Raw genomic sequence first — 17,645 nt, forward strand, 5'->3', positions numbered from 1 at the left:
CCGCTGTCGTTCCCCGAATGGGGCTTGTTCCGCAATTCCGACAACCCCGAGTACGTGCGGGGAATGTACGACTGGATCATGTCGCACGATGTCGTGTACCAGTCGATCACGGACTACTGCCCGCACGGGGTGTGGTCGTGCGGCGGCAACCCCCGCTCGTCGGCCGCCTACCGGGAGCTGTTCGGCGGGGTGACCGCGCCTCCCCCGTCGCCGTCGAACGCGCCGTTCACCCCGCCTGCCGGGCCGGCGGGGCCCAGCGGCGCGGCGAAACCCGCGACCTCGGTCCCGGCGAGGCCGGTGCGGCCGAGCCCGCCCGCCACCGCGCGCCTGTCGCCGGGCACGCCCTCGCGGGCCGTTCCCGGGGCGTCCTCGGGGGCGCGGCCGCGGCCCGCCGCCACCTCGCGGGTGACGGCGGCGAGCGAGGCCAGCGTCCCGGCGACGTCGTAGCCGGCCGACGCCTCGGCCCCGGCGCGCCCCTCCCGCTCGGCGAGCTCCGGGCACTGGAGCCGGACCGCGAGCTGCGCGGCGAGCGCGCCGGGGTCGTCGGCGGGCACCAGCGCGCCGAGCCCCGGCCGGACGATCTCCGTGATGCCCGGGATGTCGCTCCCGACGACCGGGCGTCCCATGGCAAGAGCCTCCAGCGCGATCAGCGGCAGCCCCTCCCACCGCGACGGCAGGGCGACGACGTTCGCCGCGGCCAGCCAGTCGCGCGGGTCGTCCACCGCCGGGACGAACCGGACGCCGGGCACCGCCTCCCGCCGCGCCCGCGCCGGGTCGCCGCCCGCCCCGACGATGGCGAGCAGCGCGGCCGGGCACCGCTCGACGACGGCGGGCCACGCCTCGACGAGGACGTCCTGCCCCTTCTGCCGGGTCACCCGGCCGACGCAGACGGCGAGCGGCGCGCCGCTCGGCAGGCCCAGCCGGATGCGCGCGGCGAGCCGCGCGGTGTCGTCGGCGGGGGTGAACCGGCGCAGGTCGACGCCGTTGCGGACGAGCCGGTACGGGCCCTGCACGCCCGCGTCCACGCCGTGGGCGAGCTCGCCCGCGCCGACGCAGACGAGCGCGTCGCTCCAGCGGGCGGCGAACCGCTCCCAGCGGCGGCTGGCGGCGGCCTGCCGCCCGGTCGCGGCGAGCCACGACCAGCCGTGCGGCTGGAACATCGTCGGCGTGCCGGCCGGCCGGCGCAGCAGCCGGCCGGCCAGGCCCGCCTTCGCCGAGTGCAGGTGGATGACGTCGGGCGCGAACGTCCGGACGATCCCGCGCAGCCGCAGCGCCTCCCGCAGCGCCCCGGGGCCGGGGTTGCGCCCGGCGTCCCAGTTCAGCCAGGGCACGCCGGCCGCCATGCAGCGCTCGGGCAGGTCCCCGCCCGCCGGGCACGCCACCGCGACGTCCCATCCGCGCCTGCGCTGGTCGCACGCCGCCTGCCCGACGTAGACGGCGACGCCGCCGGCGTTGGGCTGGCTGACGTGCAGGACGCGCGGCGAAACCGACTCAGTCACCGGACCCCCGCCCGCTTCCGTTGTGGCCGCTCCCCTGCCGCCTGCTCTTCAGCCGTTCCGCCAGGCGCGCGCGGGCCCGGACGGCCCCGGCGAAGGCGGCGGCCGAGGGCGTCCGCGCCAGGATGAGCTGCTCGTTGCGCACCGGTGTGGGCCGCCATTTCAGCTTGTACGGCTCGTCGCCGCGCAGCAGGTTGACGCCCTGGCGGTGCCGGTCCCGGGCGAGGGCGAGGTCCTCGCGGAGCATCATCAGCGACACGTCCACGCGGTCCCGCAGCTCGGGGCTCGCGCCGTACAGGTAGGCGCCGACGTACCGGTGCCCGATGAGGACGAGGTCGCCGGCGACGAGGCGGCCGTCCCACAGGTAGCGGAGCACGGCGGCGCGCCCGTCCCGGACCATCCCGGTGGCGGCCTCGGCCAGGTGCCGGCGGAAGCGCTCCCGGGTGTGCTCGGGGTTGATCGGGCGGCCCCGCCACTGGAGGGCGTGCAGGTCCAGCAGGGCGTGGACGGCCTCGGCCGCCTGCTCGGCCGGGACGCTCTCGGCCGTGATGCCGCGCACGTCGATCTTGCGGAGCTTCGCGCGCATCTTCCCGGCGGTGCGGCCCGGCAGCCGGGCGAGGACGTCGTCCATGCCGGCGGCCGGGAGTTCGAGGCACACCGACGCCGGGGCCCGCCACGTCCGGCGCGGCCACCGCGCGGCGACCGCGTGCGCCGCCGACCCGGGGCGGACCTCGCGCAGGTCGATCGCGCACCAGCCCCGCTCGTCCAGCAGCGCCCGGGTGAGGTGCCGGACGGCGCCGTCGCCGTAGACGGGGTCGAGCAGGAAGTCGGTGAAGTCGCTCTGCCCGGCGGCGAGCGGCACCAGCACCGGGAACCCGTACCGGGTGCCCGCCATCAGCGGCGCCGCCGCGACGAGCCGGCCCCGCCACCGGACGGTGACGAGCCGCAGCCGCCCCCGCGTCCCGTACCAGCCCCACCAGGACTTCAGCCACTCGTAGGTCTGGAACGGCGTCGCGGCGGGGCTGCGGTCGTACAGGTCGCGCAGCTCGTCGGCGAGCGTGATGAGGGACTGCTCGTCCCGGTGCACCTCCGCGGACCATTCGACCGAGGTGGCGGACCGGACGGGTGCGATCGCGGTCATGAGGTCACCTCCACCCGGTCCGCGGCGGCCGGGGCGGGCACGGCCGCGGGCGGCGGCGGTGGCGCCGCGGCGGCCCGGCTGCCGCGCCGCCCGCTCATGACGGCGGCGCTGAGCCCGGCGAGCAGCACCCCGGTCGCGGTCCCGGCGGCGACGCCCAGCGGCAGGTTCGGCGACGACGGCGCCGCCGGCGGCTCGGCGAGCGTCATCAGCGCGACGCGGACGCCGGTGTCGGCGCGGTGCGACGTCCCGTAGCGGACGAGCGCGTCGGCGGCGGCGTTGGCGAACGCGGCCGCGTCGGCCGCGGTGCGGGCGCTGCCGGCGAGCCGGATCAGCGGCGTGTCCGGCGACGTGGACGCCTGGATGTGCTCGCGGGTGCCGCCGGGCGCGTGCGGCGGCAGCGGGAGCGTGGAGTAGTCGAGGGTCTCCGGCAGCGGCGCGAGCCGGCCGTACGCCTGCGCGAAGCTGACCGCCGCCGGGCCGGACTCCCCGTCGCGGGCGTTGACGACGAGGACGAACGCCGTCGCGGTGTAGGTGGTCGGCGCGAGCAGCGCGTAGCCGAGCCCGCCGAGGAACCCGGCGAGCACGAACGCGAGCGGCAGGCCGAACCGGCGCAGGAAGGCGCCGAGCGGCCCGCGCATCCGCCGGGCGGCGGCGTCGACCGGGCCGCTCCGCCCGGTTCGCTTCTCCTTGCGTCCGGCAGGCCGCTTCCTGGCGTCACGTGGCGGCATCATGAGCCCTTTCTCGTATCGGAACGGTCCCGCGGGCGGCCGGCTCGGGCAGGTACAGCCGGGCGATCGCGGCGGCCTGCTCGGCGATGGCGTAGCGGGCGACGGCGGGCGGCACGCGCGTCCGGTCCGCGGGCGCGTGCAGGGCGCGGCGCAGTTCCGCGCTCCAGGTCCCGGCGCGGGCGACGGCGGGCACGCGGAGCGCGCCGGGCGCGGAGCCGGGCGGGAGGTCGTCGAGGGCGGGGCAGGCGGTGTAGCGGACGGGCAGCCCGGCGGCGAGGGCCTCCAGGACGCCGAGCCCGAACGCCTCCTGGGCGGACGGCGCGGCGAGCACGTCCATCGCGGCGAGGGCGCCGGGCACGTCCGACGTCCCGCCGGTGAAGACGACCGGGACGCGCAGGTCGCGGGCGCGCCGCTCCAGCGCGGCCCGCTCGGGCCCGGCGCCGACGAGCAGCAGCCGGACGCCGTCGAGCCGGGCGACCGCGTCGATCAGCAGGTCGAACCGCTTGGTCGGGACGAGCCGCCCGACCGCGCCGACGACCGGTTCGGCGGGGAGGATGCCGAGGCGGCGGCGGGTCGCGGCGCGGCGGGCGGCGTCGAACGCGAACGCGGCGGCGTCGAGGCCGTTCGGGATGACGGTGGTGCGGCCGGGCGGCACGCCCCAGCCGCGCAGCCGCTCGGCGACGGTCGGCGACACCGCGACGGTCAGCGACCCGAGCCGCTCGGTCGCCCGGTACAGGGCCCGGATGCCGCGCGTCGTCGCCCGCCCCTCGATGTGGCCGTCGCCGAGCGAGTGCTCGGTGGCGATGACGCGGGGCGTCCCGGCGATGCGCGCCGCGATCCGGCCGTAGACGCACGCCCGGTACAGGTGCGTGTGGACGACGTCGTAGCCGCCGCGCCGGATCAGCCGCACGAGCCGGGGCAGCGCCGCGAGGTCCCGGTTGCCGCGCATCCCGATCGCGTGGACGGGCACGCCGCTGCGGCGCATCTCCGCGCCGAGCGTCCCGGTGCGGGTGAGCGTCGCGACCTCGCACTCGACCGGCAGGTGCCGCAGCAGCAGCGCGAGCTGGCGTTCCGCGCCGCCGTACTCCAGCCCGGTGATGACGTGCAGGACGCGGGTCACACGTGGCTCCGGCGGCGCAGCTCGTGCCGGACGAGCTTGGCGCGCAGCCGCAGCGGCCCGTCCCGGTCGCCGATGTAGGTGCGGGGCAGCGCGTGCCGCGACGGCTCCTCCGGCCGGATGTCGCAGGCGTGGTCGTACCCGGCGGCGCGCACCGCCTCGACCTCGCGGGCGGTGGCGTGCCCGTAGGGGTAGGCGAACCCGGTGACCGGCGCCTCGATGATCTCCTCCAGGGCGGCGCGGCTCTCCTCCAGCTCCTCGCGCAGCTCGGTGTCGTCGGTCCCGGGGAGGGAGACGTGGTGGCGGCCGTGCGAGGCGACCTCCATCCCGGCGCCCGCGACGGTCCGGATCTGGTCGGCGGTCATCAGCGGCTTGCGGGGGCCGTCGTCCCACGCGTTGTAGGTGCCGATCCGGCCCGACACGACGTACACGGTCGCGCCGAACCCGTACCGCAGCAGCGCCGGGACGGCCCGGGTCGCGAAGTCGGCGTAGCCGTCGTCGAAGGTCAGCCCGACGAGGCCGCGGGCCCGCCCGGCGGCGTGCGCGTCCAGCAGCTCGGCCATCGCGACGCCGCGCAGGCCGCGGGCCCGCAGCCAGGCGAGCTGCCGCTCGAACCGGGCCGGCGACACCGTGACCAGGTGCGGGTCCTCATCGAAATGGTCGACCGAGTGGTACATCAGCACCAGCGGGACCGGCCGGATCACCTCCGGCGGGCGGTCCGGTCCGGTCACTCTCGCGGGTTCGGTCGGCTGGCTCACTGGTCTCCCCCGATTCGGTCCGGCCGCGCGCGCCGCGGCGCGACCGCAAAGCGATCCATGGAGCAACGAGGTCGGGCCCCGCCAGGACGGTCAGGGCCGCGAAGGCGGCGGTGACGGCGGCACCGCCGGCGGCGAGCTGGACGAGCGCCGGCGCCCCGGCGAGGCCGCGGGCGGCGAGCGCGCCCGCCGCGCAGGCCCCGGCGGCGGCGAGCGCCAGCCGGGACACGTCGGCGGCGATCCGGCGCGGCGCGAGCGGCGCGACGTCGCGGCGCAGCCCGCCGAGCAGCAGGACGGCGGCGAGCGTGATCCCGGCGGCGTTGGCGGCGGCGAGCGCGAGCGTCCCGGCGGACGCCGCGAACGCGCTCCCGGCGGCGGCGGTCACGGCGAGGCCGAGCGCGAGCACCCGGGCGGGCCGCCAGGTCGGCCGCCGCTGCGCGAAGAACGCGCGGGCCGCGAGGCCGACCGCCGACTGCCCCCACAGGCCGAGCGCGTACACCCGCATGATCGACGCGGTGCCGGCGGTGTCCGCGGCGGTGAACTCGCCGTGCTCGAACAGCACCCGGATGATGACGGGCGCGAACGCCACCAGGTACGCGGTCGCCGCCAGCACCATCGCGCTCGCCACCACGAGGTCCTGCCGGATGCGGAGGGCGACCCGCCGGGTGTCGCCGTCCGCCGAGGCCCGCGCCAGCCTCGGGAACGTCACCGTGACGATCAGCAGCGACAGCACCATCGGCACTTGCGCGACCTTCTGCGCGTAGTTCAGCTGCGAGATCGACCCGGCGGACAGCTCCGACCCGAGGAACCGCTCGACGAACACCTGCGCCTGCCGCGTCACCGTGTAGACGACGACCGGCGCGAGGGCGGCGGCCCCGATCCGCCAGTCGGCGTTCCCGCCCCTCGGACCGGCCGGGACGGCGGGGCCCTCGCGGAGGCACCGGGCGAAGGCCGGCGCCTGGACCGCGACCATCAGCAGGCTGCCGCAGGCGACGCCGACGGCCGCGCTGGTGATCCCGGCGACTCCGGACAGGCCCGCGATCAGCGCGAGGATGCCGACGTTGTAGGCCGCGTAGATCGCGGCGGGCGGGCCGAAGCGGTGGTGGGCGCGCAGTGTGGCGCTCATGAAGCCCGCGACGCCGAACGTCACGACGGTGACGGCCGTCAGCCGCACGCACATCACGGCGGCGCCGTCCTCGGCCAGGCCGGGCGCCAGGACGTCCACCACGACCGGGGCCGCGACCGCGAGCGTCACCGTGACCACCGCCAGGCCGAGCACCATGCGCGGCAGCGCCGAGCCGACGAGCGGGCGCACCCCGTCGCCGCGCGCCAGCAGCCGGGTGACGACCGGGACGATGAGCAGCGCCATCGCGTCCTCGATGAGCAGCGGCGACACCGTCTCCGGGATCGTCCACGCGACGAGGAACGCGTCGGTGCTGCCGCTCGCGCCGAACATGTGCGCCATCACCAGGTCGCGGGCGAACCCGAGCGCGGTGCCCGCGGCGATCAGCACCCCCGACAGCGCGGCGGCGCGCCCGACGGAGACCGCGCGCTCGCCCGGCGCGGTCATTCCCGCACCGTCCCGAAGGAGCGCACGGCGACCGCGCCGAGCACGACGGCGGTGAGCGCGCACGTCGGCCCGCCCATGTCCGCGTACAGGAAGTTGACCAGGAGGAACGCCAGCAGTGCGGTGGCCGCGAGCCAGCACGGGTCGCGGACGTCGCGGCGCCTCCACAGCCCGGCGACGAGTGCGGCGAGCAGCGCGCCGAACCCGGCGAGGCCCAGCGCGCCCTGCTCGGACAGCACCAGCAGGTACTGGTCGTGCGGCGACAGCAGCGGCTGCCGCATGTAGCCGTTGACCGGGTCGGCGGTCTCGCTGCCGGACGACAGCTCGATGCCGGCGTAGGTGTCGCGGTAGGCCGCGAAGTTCTTCACGCCGACGCCGGTGACGGGGTGGTCCTCCCAGATCCGGACGGCGGCGGCCCACAGGTTGTAGCGGTCGTCCACGGAACGGTCGGGCTGGGTGATCGACGCGGCCATCGACTTGGACCGCTCGACGACGGCCCCGCCGCCGCCTCCCACCGCCGCGAGCACCACCAGCAGCGCGCCGCAGCAGACCAGCACCTTGACCGCCGTCCACCGGTCGAAGAGCACCAGGGTGAGGACGGCGGCGGCACCGAGCGCGAGCCACGTGCCGCGGCTCAGCGCGAGCGCGAGCGCGGCCGCCAGCACACCGAGGCCGGCCAGCGCGGCCGGGACGGCGAGGCCGCGCACCCGCGCCGGGGCGCGGCCGGGCGCGGTCACCGCGAACGCGGTCAGGATGAGGAACGCGAACCCGGCGACGATCGACATCGCCATCACGTCGAGGGCGCCGAACGTGCCGACGGCCCGGATGTTCCGGCCGTCCAGCGACGCGCCGTTGCCGGTGAGCGACTGCCAGATCCCGTACCCGGCCTCCCCCAGCCCGAGCCCGAGCAGCGCGGACAGGACGATCGCGAGGTCGCGGCGGTCCCGGACGAGCAGCACGACCGCCAGCGGCACCAGCACGAAGATCTGCAGGTCGCGGACGAAGCCGACCGCGCTCGTCCCGATGTCGGCGGAGTGGACGGTGCTGACCCCGAGCGCCGCCACCAGCGGCCCGAACGCGGCGAACGCCGCGCGCGGCAGCGCGACCCGGCCGGTGGCCACCTGGAAGACCGCGACCAGCACGAGCGCGGCGCTGGCCATGTCCCCGGCGGTGACCTGGACGCCGGGCCCGAACGCCCGCGCGCCCGGCGGGAGCCCGGTGCACGCCACGGTCGCGGCGACCAGCCAGCTCGGCCGGCGCGGCAGCCGGATCGCCGGGACGGGGGCGGCGAGAACGGTCATCCGGCGTCCCGGCAGAGCATCGCGCGCGCGGTCAGCAGCAGGATCTTCAGGTCGCCGCCGAACGACCAGTGGTCGATGTAGTGGTTGTCGAGCCGCGCCCGCAGCTCGATGGACGTGTCGCCGCGGAACCCGTGCACCTGCGCCCAGCCCGTCATCCCCACCGGGACGCGGTGCCGCAGCGCGTAGCCGGGGCAGGTGCGCGCGAACTGCTCCACGAAATGGGGCCGTTCCGGACGGGGCCCGACGAGGCTCATGTCGCCGCGGACCACGTTCCACAGCTGCGGGAGCTCGTCCAGCGACGTGTCGCGCAGGAACCGGCCGACCCGGCCCATCCGCGCGTCGTTCTTGACCGTCCAGCGGGTGTCGGACTCGGTCTCGTCGACCGGCTTCAGCGTCCGGAACTTCAGCAGCACGAACTCCGCGCCGCCGAGCCCGACCCGCCGCTGCCGGAACAGCACCCCCGGACCGCCTTCGAGCCGCACGGCGACCGCGCACGCGGCGAGCACCGGCAGCGCGACGACCAGCAGCACCGACCCGAGCACGGCGTCCAGGACCCGCTTCGCGCGCCGCGCCGCCGGGTCGCGGAGCCGCCAGTCGACCCGCGCGCACGGCAGCCCGGCGAGGTACTCGCACCGCGCCGCCGCCACCGGCAGCACGTCCGACGGGGGCCGGACGAGCAGGGTCTCGCACGGCAGCCCGACCGAGACGCGCAGCACCGCGCCGAGATGCTCGGGGTGGACGTCCTCGGCGACGACGACCAGCGTCCCGACGCCGTGCTCGGCGACGAGCGCCGGCAGGTCGGCGGTCTCCCCGAGCACCGGCGCCGCCGCGGGCCGTCCCGCCGCCACCTGCCCGACCGCCGCCAGCCCGAGCTCGCCGCGCTCGCGCAGGATGTCGACCACGTGCGCGGCCGTCGCGCCCGTCCCGACGACGAGCGCCCGCCGCGGCCGGGCCCGGCGGCACCGGTACGTCCGGACGGCGGCGTTCACGAACGCGCGGAAGCCGAGCGACATCGTCGCCGCCACCGCCACCGCCCACAGCAGCGCCCTGGCCGGATGCGGCAGCAGCACCGCCGCGACGGCGCCGACGGCGAGGATCCGGGCGAGCAGCGGCGGGGCGTCGGCCAGCAGCGAGGGGCTGCGGCGCGTCCGGTACAGCCCGCCGGAGGCGTTCGCCGCGACGACGGCCAGCGCGGCGACCGCCGGTGCCGCGAACGCCGACGCGAGGCCGCTCCGGGACATGGAGACGCCGACGGCCATCGCCCACCCGTCCACCACGGCGACGCACGCGGGCCCCAGCGCGGGCAGTGCCCGCGACCCGCGCCCCGGCGGCAGGGCGACGGCCTCCACCGGCGCGAGATCCGCGGGACCGGCGCCCGTGTCGATCGACGGGCTCAACCCCTGGGCTCTCATCGCACGTCCCTTCACCAGACAAGAACTCACCGGGAGGTGACTTTGCGGAGGCCGTCACGGGCGGCCACGCTCAGCATCGCAACTGGTCAGAGCGCGGATCGCCGCTTTTAACCGGCCGCACCACAGTCTTGAAGAGAAGATCGACGGAGTGCCCCGAGCGTCAGCGGACCCGAAAGATCCGCCGAATCGGCCCCCGGACGCGAACCTTCGGGGGACCATGGACGTCCTAACTGATCGGACGCCGCCACCTGGCCGTCACGCCCCCCGGCGGGACGGGAATAAGGGCCGTTCCGTAAGCGATCTTGTTGCCGTCCCGCGGCGCGCGGGCGGACTGGATGAAGGAGCACGGTGCGAGGTAAGGCTCTGGTGATGGTGCTGGTCCTGGGGCTGGCGACCGCGTGCGGAGGCGGCGGTGGGCAGGCCGGCGGCACGACCGCGAAGGGCGGCGACGACGGTACGCCGCAGGTGACGATCAGCCCGGCGGACGGCAGCGGCAAGGCGCGCCCCGACCGGGGCGTCACGGTGAAGGCCGCCGGCGGCACGCTCGGCACGGTCTCGGTCAAGCTGAAGGGCGCCGACGTCCCCGGCGCGTTCTCCCCCGACAAGACGACCTGGCGCTCCACCTGGACGCTCCAGCCCGGCGGCCGCTACCAGGTGTCGGCGACCGCGACGTCCGCCAAGGGCAAGACCACCACCGCGACCAGCGCCTTCCGCACCAGCCGCGCCACCGCCCTCACCCGTGTCAACAACGTCGTGCCCAGCGAGAACGAGACCGTCGGCACCGGCATGCCGGTCTTCGTCCAGTTCAACAAGGCCGTCCCGGAGAAGGCCAAGCCCGCCATCGAGCGCGCCACCGAGATCTCCTCGACGACCCCCACCGAGGGCGCCTGGCGCTGGCTCAGCGCGGGCGAGTCCTTCAACGGCCTCCCCTCGATGGTGTTCCGCCCGAAGCACCCGTGGAAGCCGCACCAGCGCGTCACCGTCAAGGTCCACTACGCCGGCCTGCGGATCGGCGACAACGTGTTCGGCGACAAGGACGTCACCCGCACCTTCAAGGTCGGCGACTCCCACGTCATCAGCATCAGCGCCAAGACGCACCGCCTGACCGTCAAGAAGAACGGCCGCACCGTCCGCAACTGGGGCGTCAGCCTCGGCGCCGGTGGCGACGTCCAGCGCGACGGCGTCGACCACCTGCTCACCACCAGCGGCATCCACCTCACCATGGACCACGTCCGCCTGGAGCGGATGCGCCCGCCGGGCAAGAAGAAGGGCGACCCGGGGTGGTACGACGAGAAGGTCCCGTGGGCGACCCGCATCTCCAACAGCGGCGAGTACATCCACCAGAACATGGACGACCCGACCTGCCTCGGTAAGCGCAACTGCAGCCACGGCTGCGTCCGGTCGCCCGCCGCCGACGCCCAGTGGTTCTTCCACTGGTCCTACCGCGGCGACATCGTCAAGATCACCGGTACCAAGCGCAGCCTCCAGTGGACGAACGGCTGGGGCTACTGGCAGATGCCCTTCACCAAGTGGACCGAGGGCAGCGCGCTCAAGAAGTCGCTGACCACCGCCAAGGCCTGACCCCTACTCGCGCGGCCGTCAGGGGGATGCGAGGACCAGGGGCGAGTTGATGCGCGTGGTCCCCGTGACCCAGATCCGCCCGCTCGGTGCGACGGAGACGTCGTGCGCCCAAGCCTCGAACGGCGCGGTGAACGTCTGCCAGGCCCCGCCCGAGTAGCGGAGCAGCGGCGCGGGTCCGTACAGGAACGCGAGGCTGAGGACGACCAGCGGATCGCCGTTCCCGTCAAGGCGCACCTTCTCGCCGTAGCCGTCGAAGGCGCCTGCGGGGGCCGCGGTCCACGTCCGGCCGTTCCAGTGGTAGAGGGTGTCCCAGGTGAGCGCCCAGACCGTCCCGTCGGCGGCGGGTGCGACGCTGGTGACGCAGTGCTCTGTGGGGAGTGCGGGCAGCGGCGTCCAGGCAGTGCCGTTCCAGCGCGCGGCCACCGATTCCTTGTGCTGGGTGTCGGTGTTGTAGCGACAGCCACCGGCCCATGCCTCGCTGGCACTGAGAGCTTGGAAGTCAGCCAGCCCGTCCGGGAACGAGCCGGTCACGGGGTCGAGCTGCCATGCGTCGCCGACGCGGTGGTATAGCGCGCTGAGGAGTCGGTCCTCGCTAGGGCCGCGCACGTCGATCTGGAGCCACACCCCTGCCGGGCCGGCCCACAGGTGGGTGTCGTATGCGTAAACGACGTCGTCCGGCAGGGCGACAGGCTGGAAGGCACTGCCGTCGAACCGCGCCAGGTAGACCTTTTCTCCGCCTTGGACGCCCCAGGCCCACACTTCCCCGCCGTACGCGACGACCTCGTAAACGGTGCCGTTGCCGGACCAGCCGTTGAGCGGATACTCCTTCCACTGCGAGCCCACGCGGCGGCGCACCACCGGGTTGCCGACGCTGTCGCCGACCTGCCCCTGGCGTCCGGCGACCCACGCCTCGGTGTCGGAGACGGCTGCGACGCTGTACACGCCTGCCCTGGGCCACAGGAACGGCAGCGGGACGTCCTTCAGCACGGCGGGCGCGGTCTCGGCTCGGACGGCGGACACGGGAGCCAGAGCGACGACCGCGACCACCGCGGCGGCGAGCCGGGCGCGAAGTGATCTCATACCGCCATCATCCGGCCTGGTACAGAAAGATGCCAGTGTTCACTGGACAGGTCTGCGAGGGGTGGGAGCGGCCCTCTCGCGACGGGCCGTCGATTACCCATTCATTCTCGTGACCTGTTCCTTGGCTGTATGTTCCGATCGTGGGTTGGGACAGAGAGGGTGTACTGGCGGGCCGGTACAGAAGACTGGGGCTGATCGGTCAAGGCGGGATGGGCGCGGTGTGGCGTGCCTATGACACCGACTTGGAACGCGAGGTGGCCATCAAGGAACTGCGGGTTCCCGAATACGTCACCGAGCAGGAACGACGCGTCTGGTACGCGCGGATGGGACGGGAGGCGCGAGCCGCCGCCCGGCTGAGGCATCCCGGAATCGTCACGGTCTACGACCGGGTCATGGGCGAGGACGGCCGCCCGTGGATCGTGATGGAGCTGATCGAGGGACAGTCCCTGGCGCACGTGCTGGACCAGCAAGTCGTCCTGCCCCAGCAGCGCGTCGCCGCGATCGGGCTGGCGGTGCTGGAGGCGCTGTCGGCCGCGCACGCGCAGCGGATCGTCCACCGCGACGTGAAGCCGGCCAACGTGCTGCTGGAAGGCGACCGGATCGTCCTCACCGACTTCGGCATCGCCGCGCTGGAGGGCGACGCCACCCTCACCCGGACGGGCTCGGTGCTGGGCACGCCCGCCTTCATGTCGCCCGAGCAGATCACCGCCCAGGACATCACTCCTTCCTCGGACCTCTGGTCGCTCGCCGCCACCCTGTACGCGGCGGTGGAAGGCCACCCGCCGTTCAACGCCCCCACGCACGGGGCGCTGTTCGTCGCCATCGCCACCCAGGAACCCACCCCCGCCCAATGCGGCGGGCCGCTCGCGCAGGTCCTGGACGGCCTGCTGCGCAAGGACCCCGCATCCCGGCTGTCCGTCGCGCGGATCCGCGAACTGCTCAGCTCCGTGGCCTCTCCCGGCCACCAGGCCGCAGCGCACGTCGACCCGCCGATAGCGGTCAAGGGCAGCACCCTCCGCTACACCGACAGCCTGACCGCCCTTCCAAGCCCGCCAGAGAAGGGCCGGGCCCAGCCGGCCAACCCCGGCAAGGGTCTGCCCGAGTACGAGGCGGTCGTCAAGTACCGGGAACTGGCCAGAACCGACCCGGAACGCTACCGCCCCGACCTCGCCCAGGCACTGCACAACCTCGGCAGGGCTCTGAAGAAGCTCGACCGCCATGCCGATGCGGAACCGGTGAGGCAGGAGACGGTCGTCCTCTACCGGTGGCTGGCCGAGGCCGACCCCGGCCGCTACCGCGGCAACCTCGCCCTGGCACTGCACAACCTCGGCTTCACCCTGGCGGAACTGGACCGCGATGCCGAGGCGGCCCCCTTGAAGCAGGAAGCGGTCGCCATCTACCGGCAACTCGCCGAGGCCGACCCGGAACGCTACCGCCCCGACTTCGCCATCTCCCTGCACGAGCTGGGCCTGACGCTGTGGAAGCTCAACCGCTTCGCCGAAGAGCTCCCCGTCGAACAGGAAGCGGTCGCCACGCGCCGGCTGCTGGCCGAGGCGAACCCGGAACGCTACCGCCCCGACCTCGCCCAATCCCTGCACAACCTCGGCCTCACCCTGTGGAAGCTCAACCGCTTCGCCGAAGAGGTCCCCGTGGAAGAGGAGGCGGTCGCCATCCGGCGGCAGCTGGCCGAAGCCGACCCGGACGTCTACCGCGCCACTTTCGCCCGCTCCCTGAGCAACCTCGGCAACACCTACAAGCGGCTGGAGCGCTTCGCAGAGGCGGCGGTGGCGAGACAAGAGGGGGTCGCCACATACCGGAAGCTGGCCGAAACCAACCCCGACCGCTACCGTTCCAACCTCGCCCTGGCACTGCACAACCTCGGCTTCACCCTGGCGGAACTGGGCCGCCACACCGAAGCGGCACCCATGAAGCGGGAAGCGGTCGCCGTGTACCGGGAGCTGGTGCTGGCCGACCCCGACCGCTACCGCGCCAACCTCGCCCTCTCCCTGCACGAACTCGGCACCACCCTGAGAAGGCTGGACCGCCATGACGAGGCGGCGCCCTTGCGGCAGGAGGCGGTCGCCATCTACCGGCGGCTGGCCGAGGCCGACCCCGACCGCTACCGCGGCAACCTCGCCCTGGCACTGCACAACCTCGGCTTCAGCCTGTCGAAACTGGACCGCGACGCCGAGGCGGCGCCCATGAAGCAGGAAGCGGTCGCCATCTACCGGCAACTGGCCGAAGGCGACCCGAAGCGCTACCGACCCGACCTCGCCGTCTCGCTGCACGAGCTGGGCATCACGCTGTGGAAGCTCAACCGCTTCACCGAAGAGCTCGCCGTGGAGCAGGAGGCGCTCGCGATCCGCCGGCGGCTGGCGGAAGCCGACCCGAAACGCTACCGACCCGACCTCGCCCAATCCCTGCACAACCTCGGCCTCACGTTGTGGAAGCTCAACCGCTTCACCGAAGAGCTGTCCATGGAGGAGGAGGCCGTCGCCATCCGCCGGGAACTGGCCGCAGCCGACCCGGAAACCTACGGGCGCGGCCTCGCCCAATCCCTGGGCAACCTCGCCAACACCCTGGAACGGCTGGACCGCCACGCGGAGGCGGCGAAGGTACGGGAAGAGGCGGAGACCGTCCGCAAGCAGTCTGGCCAGAGCTGAGCCTGGCCGCGGCGCCCGGGGCCCCCTCCAAGACGGAGAGGGGCCCGGGAGGCCGTCCCATGGACAGAGTCGGGCGAGCGCGTTGACTTACAGGACGATGGGGCTGCGGCGTTCCAGCAGGACGACGTCCCGCCACCGGCCGTGGAGGCGGCCGAGTCGTTGGCGGATGCCCACCGTGCGGAACCCTGCTTTGGCGTGCAGGCGAAGACTCGGCGTGTTCTCGGGGAAGATGCCTGTCTGGACGGTCCAGATGTCGTCAGCCTCGGTGGAGGCGATGAAGGCGGTCAGCAGGGCAGCACCGATGCCCAGGCCGCGCGCGTGGGGGCTGATGTAAATGCTGTGCTCGACTACCCCGGCGTAGCAGCACCGCTCGGAAACCCGGGTGGCCGCGATCCAGCCGAGCAGGTTGGCACTCGGCTCTGCGGTGGGATCCGTCGCCACGAACCGGTGGCCGTCGAGCTTGGCTGCGTCGAACTCGTCCCAGGTCGGGGCGGTGGTCTCGAAGCTGGCGTTACCGGTGTCCAGGCCCTGCTGATAGATGGTGAGCACCTGGTCGGCGTCCTGGCCCTCCATCGAGCGGATGGCGATGCCTGCGGAGTGATGCTGGTGGCGCGACATGACGTTGTTCCCGGCTAACTGGTGGCCTTGGCAGCCTGGACGATGGCGGCGTGCAACCCGTCACCGGAGTCTCCGGTAGGGGTGATGGTGATGTCGGTGAACCCGGCAACGTGCAGCTCGCGGCGGTACTCCTCGACGGTGAGGGCAGAAGCTGCACAACCGACGTGCTGCTGTGTGGCGGCCCCCTGTTCGCCGGGGTCGGCGATGATGTCGCTGACACCGAAGCGCCCGCCTGGGCGAAGGACGCGGAAGGCTTCGGCAAGAACGCGGGCCTTGTCGGCGGCGAGGTTGATGACGCAGTTGGAGATGACCACGTCCACGCTCGCGGCGGGGAGCGGGATGTCGTCGATGCGGCCGCGCAGGAACCGGGCATTGTCGGCCCCCGCCCGTACGGCGTTGGCGCGGGCGAGGGTGAGCATGTCGTCGCTGGCGTCCAGCCCGTAGGCGATACCGGACGGGCCGACGCGACGGGCCGACAGCAGCACGTCCAGGCCGCCGCCGGAGCCGAGGTCGAGCACGGTTTCGCCGGGGCGCAGCTCGGCGACGGCGAGCGGGTTGCCGCAGCCGAGGCTCGCGCGCAGAGCGTCCTCGAGCACCTGGCCCTCGGCCCGGTAGGCGGCGGCACCGAAGCAGGAATCACCGCCGTCGCGCGGGATGTCGCCGGCAAGCGCGGCTCGAGCGAGGGCGGAATAGCGGGCGACGATCTGGTCGGTGGTGCCGGAGTCGGTCATCACTCGTCTCCTTCGGGCGGGCAGGTCGGCGCGGCCGGTGCGGGGCGTCCCATGACCAGATCGGCGGCGGTCGGGAAGCACTCCACGCACGCGCCGTTGATCCGGTAGAAGCGGGAGGTGCCGTGCTGCTCCACCAGGACGAACCGGACCTCGGCGAGCACTTTGAGGTGCGCGGACACCGTCGACTGCCCGACATGGACGGCGTCGACGATCTCACCGACGTTCATCGGCCGTCCCTGCCGGGCGAGCAGGGACACGATCTGGACGCGCGTCGGATCGGCGAGCGCCTTGAACCAGGACGCGTACTCCGTGGCCGTCCGCCGATCGAGCGGCCCTTTCGCTTCATTCATCGTTCATCGACGATAGACGATGAATGACCCATGCGGAAGACCAGCGAGCGCGGCGGCCATCTAGGAACGTCCAGCGCGGCGGAAGCACACGACCCGCACCCCGGGCGCTCCAGAGGTCATCACGGGCGCCCGGCGGTCGCAGCGACGCGAGGCCCCAGGATCGCCGACAGCCGCTCCAGGACGCCGGGGTTGAGCCAGTAGTAGACCCACGTCCCGCGTCGCTCCGAGCCGATCAATCCGGCCTGCCTGAGCACCTTCAGGTGATGACTGATCGTGGGCGCCGTGAGGTCGAACGCGGCGGTCAGGTCGCACACGCACGCCTCCCCGCCCTCATGGCAGGCGATCAACGACAGCAGCCGCAGCCGGACGGGATCGGCGAGCGCCTTGAACAGCGGCGCCAGTTCGCCCGCCTCGTCCTCGCTCAACGGCTCGCAGACCAGGGGCGCGCAGCATGCCCCCTCAGCGTCGACAACGTTCAAGACCGGCAACGACTGCTTAGACATACCTCTAATTTGACATCCATCTATGCAGAGATGCAAACTCGAGCCACGGGCTACTTAGACAAGCATCTAAGCAACCTTCGCAAGGGCACCGACCGACGGCGACCGGCCGTCACCGCCCACGACACGAGGAGGAACCATGTCCCGCGTCCAGCTCGCTCTGCGCGTGTCCGACCTCGAAGGATCGATCGCCTTCTACTCCAAGCTGTTCGGCACCGAACCGGCCAAGCTCCGGCCCGGCTACGCCAACTTCGCCATCACCGAGCCGCCGCTCAAGCTCGTCCTGATCGAGGGCGGGGACGGCGAGCCGACCCGCATGGACCACCTCGGCGTCGAGGTGGAGGACTCCGGCCTCGTCGCCGACGCGACCAAGCGCCTTTCGGACGCCGGACTCGTGACCCTGGAGGAGAACGACACCTCCTGCTGCTACGCGCTGCAGGACAAGGTCTGGGTGCAGGGCCCTGGTGGCGAGCCGTGGGAGGTCTACACGGTCAAGGCCGACGCAGACACCCTGGGCAAGAGCGCCACCGCCACAACGGACGGCGACGCCTGCTGCGGCACGTCCTCGCAGGCCGCGTCCGGATGCGCCTGCACCTGACCAACCA

The 17,645-nt window shown here is 73.8% G+C and carries 16 protein-coding genes; 3 read left to right on the plus strand and 13 right to left on the minus strand.

Going from position 1 to position 17,645, the window contains the following annotated elements; translation table 11 throughout:
• Window positions 1-167 precede the first annotated feature (167 nt).
• From CHF16_RS07205 to CHF16_RS07240, 8 genes are read right to left on the minus strand one after another with little or no spacing between them, the layout of a single operon-like run.
• Window positions 168-1,499, minus strand: coding sequence for a glycosyltransferase (locus CHF16_RS07205; protein WP_089325140.1), 1,332 nt, complete (start codon window positions 1,497-1,499; stop codon window positions 168-170).
• Entirely contained in the window at window positions 1,492-2,637 is a 1,146-nt protein-coding gene (locus CHF16_RS07210) for a GNAT family N-acetyltransferase (RefSeq protein ID WP_089325141.1), read from the minus strand. Before CHF16_RS07210 ends, CHF16_RS07205 begins: the two co-directional genes overlap by 8 nt.
• The gene (locus CHF16_RS07215; protein ID WP_089325142.1) at window positions 2,634-3,368 is read right to left on the minus strand and encodes a YveK family protein; all 735 of its coding nucleotides are present in this window, start codon (window positions 3,366-3,368) and stop codon (window positions 2,634-2,636) included. Before CHF16_RS07215 ends, CHF16_RS07210 begins: the two co-directional genes overlap by 4 nt.
• Window positions 3,352-4,485, minus strand: coding sequence for a glycosyltransferase (locus CHF16_RS07220; RefSeq protein ID WP_089325143.1), 1,134 nt, complete (start codon window positions 4,483-4,485; stop codon window positions 3,352-3,354). Before CHF16_RS07220 ends, CHF16_RS07215 begins: the two co-directional genes overlap by 17 nt.
• Window positions 4,482-5,213, minus strand: a complete 732-nt coding sequence (locus tag CHF16_RS07225; protein WP_245868272.1) for a polysaccharide deacetylase family protein — start codon at window positions 5,211-5,213, stop codon at window positions 4,482-4,484. Before CHF16_RS07225 ends, CHF16_RS07220 begins: the two co-directional genes overlap by 4 nt.
• Window positions 5,131-6,807 (minus strand): lipid II flippase MurJ, encoded by a 1,677-nt coding sequence (locus CHF16_RS07230; protein ID WP_089325144.1) that lies wholly within the window; start codon window positions 6,805-6,807, stop codon window positions 5,131-5,133. The genes CHF16_RS07225 and CHF16_RS07230 overlap by 83 nt, the downstream gene beginning before the upstream one ends.
• Window positions 6,804-8,105, minus strand: coding sequence for an O-antigen ligase family protein (locus CHF16_RS07235; RefSeq protein ID WP_089325145.1), 1,302 nt, complete (start codon window positions 8,103-8,105; stop codon window positions 6,804-6,806). Before CHF16_RS07235 ends, CHF16_RS07230 begins: the two co-directional genes overlap by 4 nt.
• Complete coding sequence (locus CHF16_RS07240) at window positions 8,102-9,517, minus strand: exopolysaccharide biosynthesis polyprenyl glycosylphosphotransferase (RefSeq protein WP_089325146.1); 1,416 nt, start codon at window positions 9,515-9,517, stop codon at window positions 8,102-8,104. The genes CHF16_RS07235 and CHF16_RS07240 overlap by 4 nt, the downstream gene beginning before the upstream one ends.
• 348 nt (window positions 9,518-9,865) lie before the next feature.
• Between CHF16_RS07240 and CHF16_RS07245 the strand changes: the two genes are divergently transcribed.
• A complete protein-coding gene (locus CHF16_RS07245; RefSeq protein ID WP_245868273.1) occupies window positions 9,866-11,098 on the plus strand; it encodes a L,D-transpeptidase in 1,233 nt (410 codons plus the stop codon).
• Window positions 11,099-11,116: 18 nt separating this feature from the next.
• Here CHF16_RS07245 and CHF16_RS07250 read toward each other — a convergent pair whose 3' ends face one another.
• Window positions 11,117-12,178: a beta propeller repeat protein gene (locus tag CHF16_RS07250; protein WP_089325147.1), complete on the minus strand. Its 1,062-nt coding sequence runs from the start codon at window positions 12,176-12,178 to the stop codon at window positions 11,117-11,119.
• A 140-nt stretch (window positions 12,179-12,318) separates the two neighbouring features.
• Here CHF16_RS07250 and CHF16_RS07255 point away from each other — a divergent pair, with 140 nt between their 5' ends.
• The gene (locus tag CHF16_RS07255) at window positions 12,319-14,841 is read left to right on the plus strand and encodes a tetratricopeptide repeat protein (protein ID WP_143227901.1); all 2,523 of its coding nucleotides are present in this window, start codon (window positions 12,319-12,321) and stop codon (window positions 14,839-14,841) included.
• A gap of 87 nt (window positions 14,842-14,928) precedes the next feature.
• On the opposite strand, the gene CHF16_RS07260 is transcribed toward CHF16_RS07255, so the two are convergent.
• The 4 genes from CHF16_RS07260 to CHF16_RS07275 form a co-directional block, all read right to left on the minus strand.
• Complete coding sequence (locus CHF16_RS07260) at window positions 14,929-15,459, minus strand: GNAT family N-acetyltransferase (RefSeq protein WP_179271427.1); 531 nt, start codon at window positions 15,457-15,459, stop codon at window positions 14,929-14,931.
• A 14-nt stretch (window positions 15,460-15,473) separates the two neighbouring features.
• A complete protein-coding gene (locus tag CHF16_RS07265) occupies window positions 15,474-16,190 on the minus strand; it encodes a methyltransferase domain-containing protein (RefSeq protein ID WP_089325338.1) in 717 nt (238 codons plus the stop codon).
• Window positions 16,190-16,540 (minus strand): ArsR/SmtB family transcription factor, encoded by a 351-nt coding sequence (locus CHF16_RS07270; RefSeq protein WP_089325149.1) that lies wholly within the window; start codon window positions 16,538-16,540, stop codon window positions 16,190-16,192. Before CHF16_RS07270 ends, CHF16_RS07265 begins: the two co-directional genes overlap by 1 nt.
• A 119-nt stretch (window positions 16,541-16,659) precedes the next feature.
• Window positions 16,660-17,043 carry an ArsR/SmtB family transcription factor gene (locus tag CHF16_RS07275; protein WP_089325150.1) on the minus strand — a complete coding sequence of 128 codons (384 nt, stop codon included), beginning with the start codon at window positions 17,041-17,043 and terminating at the stop codon, window positions 16,660-16,662.
• A gap of 136 nt (window positions 17,044-17,179) precedes the next feature.
• Here CHF16_RS07275 and CHF16_RS07280 point away from each other — a divergent pair, with 136 nt between their 5' ends.
• Window positions 17,180-17,638 carry an ArsI/CadI family heavy metal resistance metalloenzyme gene (locus tag CHF16_RS07280; protein WP_089325151.1) on the plus strand — a complete coding sequence of 153 codons (459 nt, stop codon included), beginning with the start codon at window positions 17,180-17,182 and terminating at the stop codon, window positions 17,636-17,638.
• Window positions 17,639-17,645: the final 7 nt, after the last annotated feature.

It is taken from the genome of Actinomadura meyerae (assembly GCF_900188445.1).
Classification (GTDB): Bacteria; Actinomycetota; Actinomycetes; order Streptosporangiales; family Streptosporangiaceae; genus Spirillospora; species Spirillospora meyerae.

What these genes read in the sequence shown, in the direction of transcription:
- CHF16_RS07280 (WP_089325151.1), top strand. Translation starts at nt 17,180, where the DNA reads ATGTCCCGCGTCCAGCTCGCTCTGCGCGTGTCCGACCTCGAAGGATCG.
- CHF16_RS07240 (WP_089325146.1), bottom strand. Translation starts at nt 9,517, where the DNA reads ATGAGAGCCCAGGGGTTGAGCCCGTCGATCGACACGGGCGCCGGTCCC.
- CHF16_RS07260 (WP_179271427.1), bottom strand. Translation starts at nt 15,459, where the DNA reads ATGTCGCGCCACCAGCATCACTCCGCAGGCATCGCCATCCGCTCGATG.
- CHF16_RS07265 (WP_089325338.1), bottom strand. Translation starts at nt 16,190, where the DNA reads ATGACCGACTCCGGCACCACCGACCAGATCGTCGCCCGCTATTCCGCC.
- CHF16_RS07230 (WP_089325144.1), bottom strand. Translation starts at nt 6,807, where the DNA reads ATGACCGCGCCGGGCGAGCGCGCGGTCTCCGTCGGGCGCGCCGCCGCG.
- CHF16_RS07210 (WP_089325141.1), bottom strand. Translation starts at nt 2,637, where the DNA reads ATGACCGCGATCGCACCCGTCCGGTCCGCCACCTCGGTCGAATGGTCC.
- CHF16_RS07275 (WP_089325150.1), bottom strand. Translation starts at nt 17,043, where the DNA reads ATGTCTAAGCAGTCGTTGCCGGTCTTGAACGTTGTCGACGCTGAGGGG.
- CHF16_RS07215 (WP_089325142.1), bottom strand. Translation starts at nt 3,368, where the DNA reads ATGATGCCGCCACGTGACGCCAGGAAGCGGCCTGCCGGACGCAAGGAG.
- CHF16_RS07235 (WP_089325145.1), bottom strand. Translation starts at nt 8,105, where the DNA reads ATGACCGTTCTCGCCGCCCCCGTCCCGGCGATCCGGCTGCCGCGCCGG.
- CHF16_RS07250 (WP_089325147.1), bottom strand. Translation starts at nt 12,178, where the DNA reads ATGAGATCACTTCGCGCCCGGCTCGCCGCCGCGGTGGTCGCGGTCGTC.
- CHF16_RS07270 (WP_089325149.1), bottom strand. Translation starts at nt 16,540, where the DNA reads ATGAATGAAGCGAAAGGGCCGCTCGATCGGCGGACGGCCACGGAGTAC.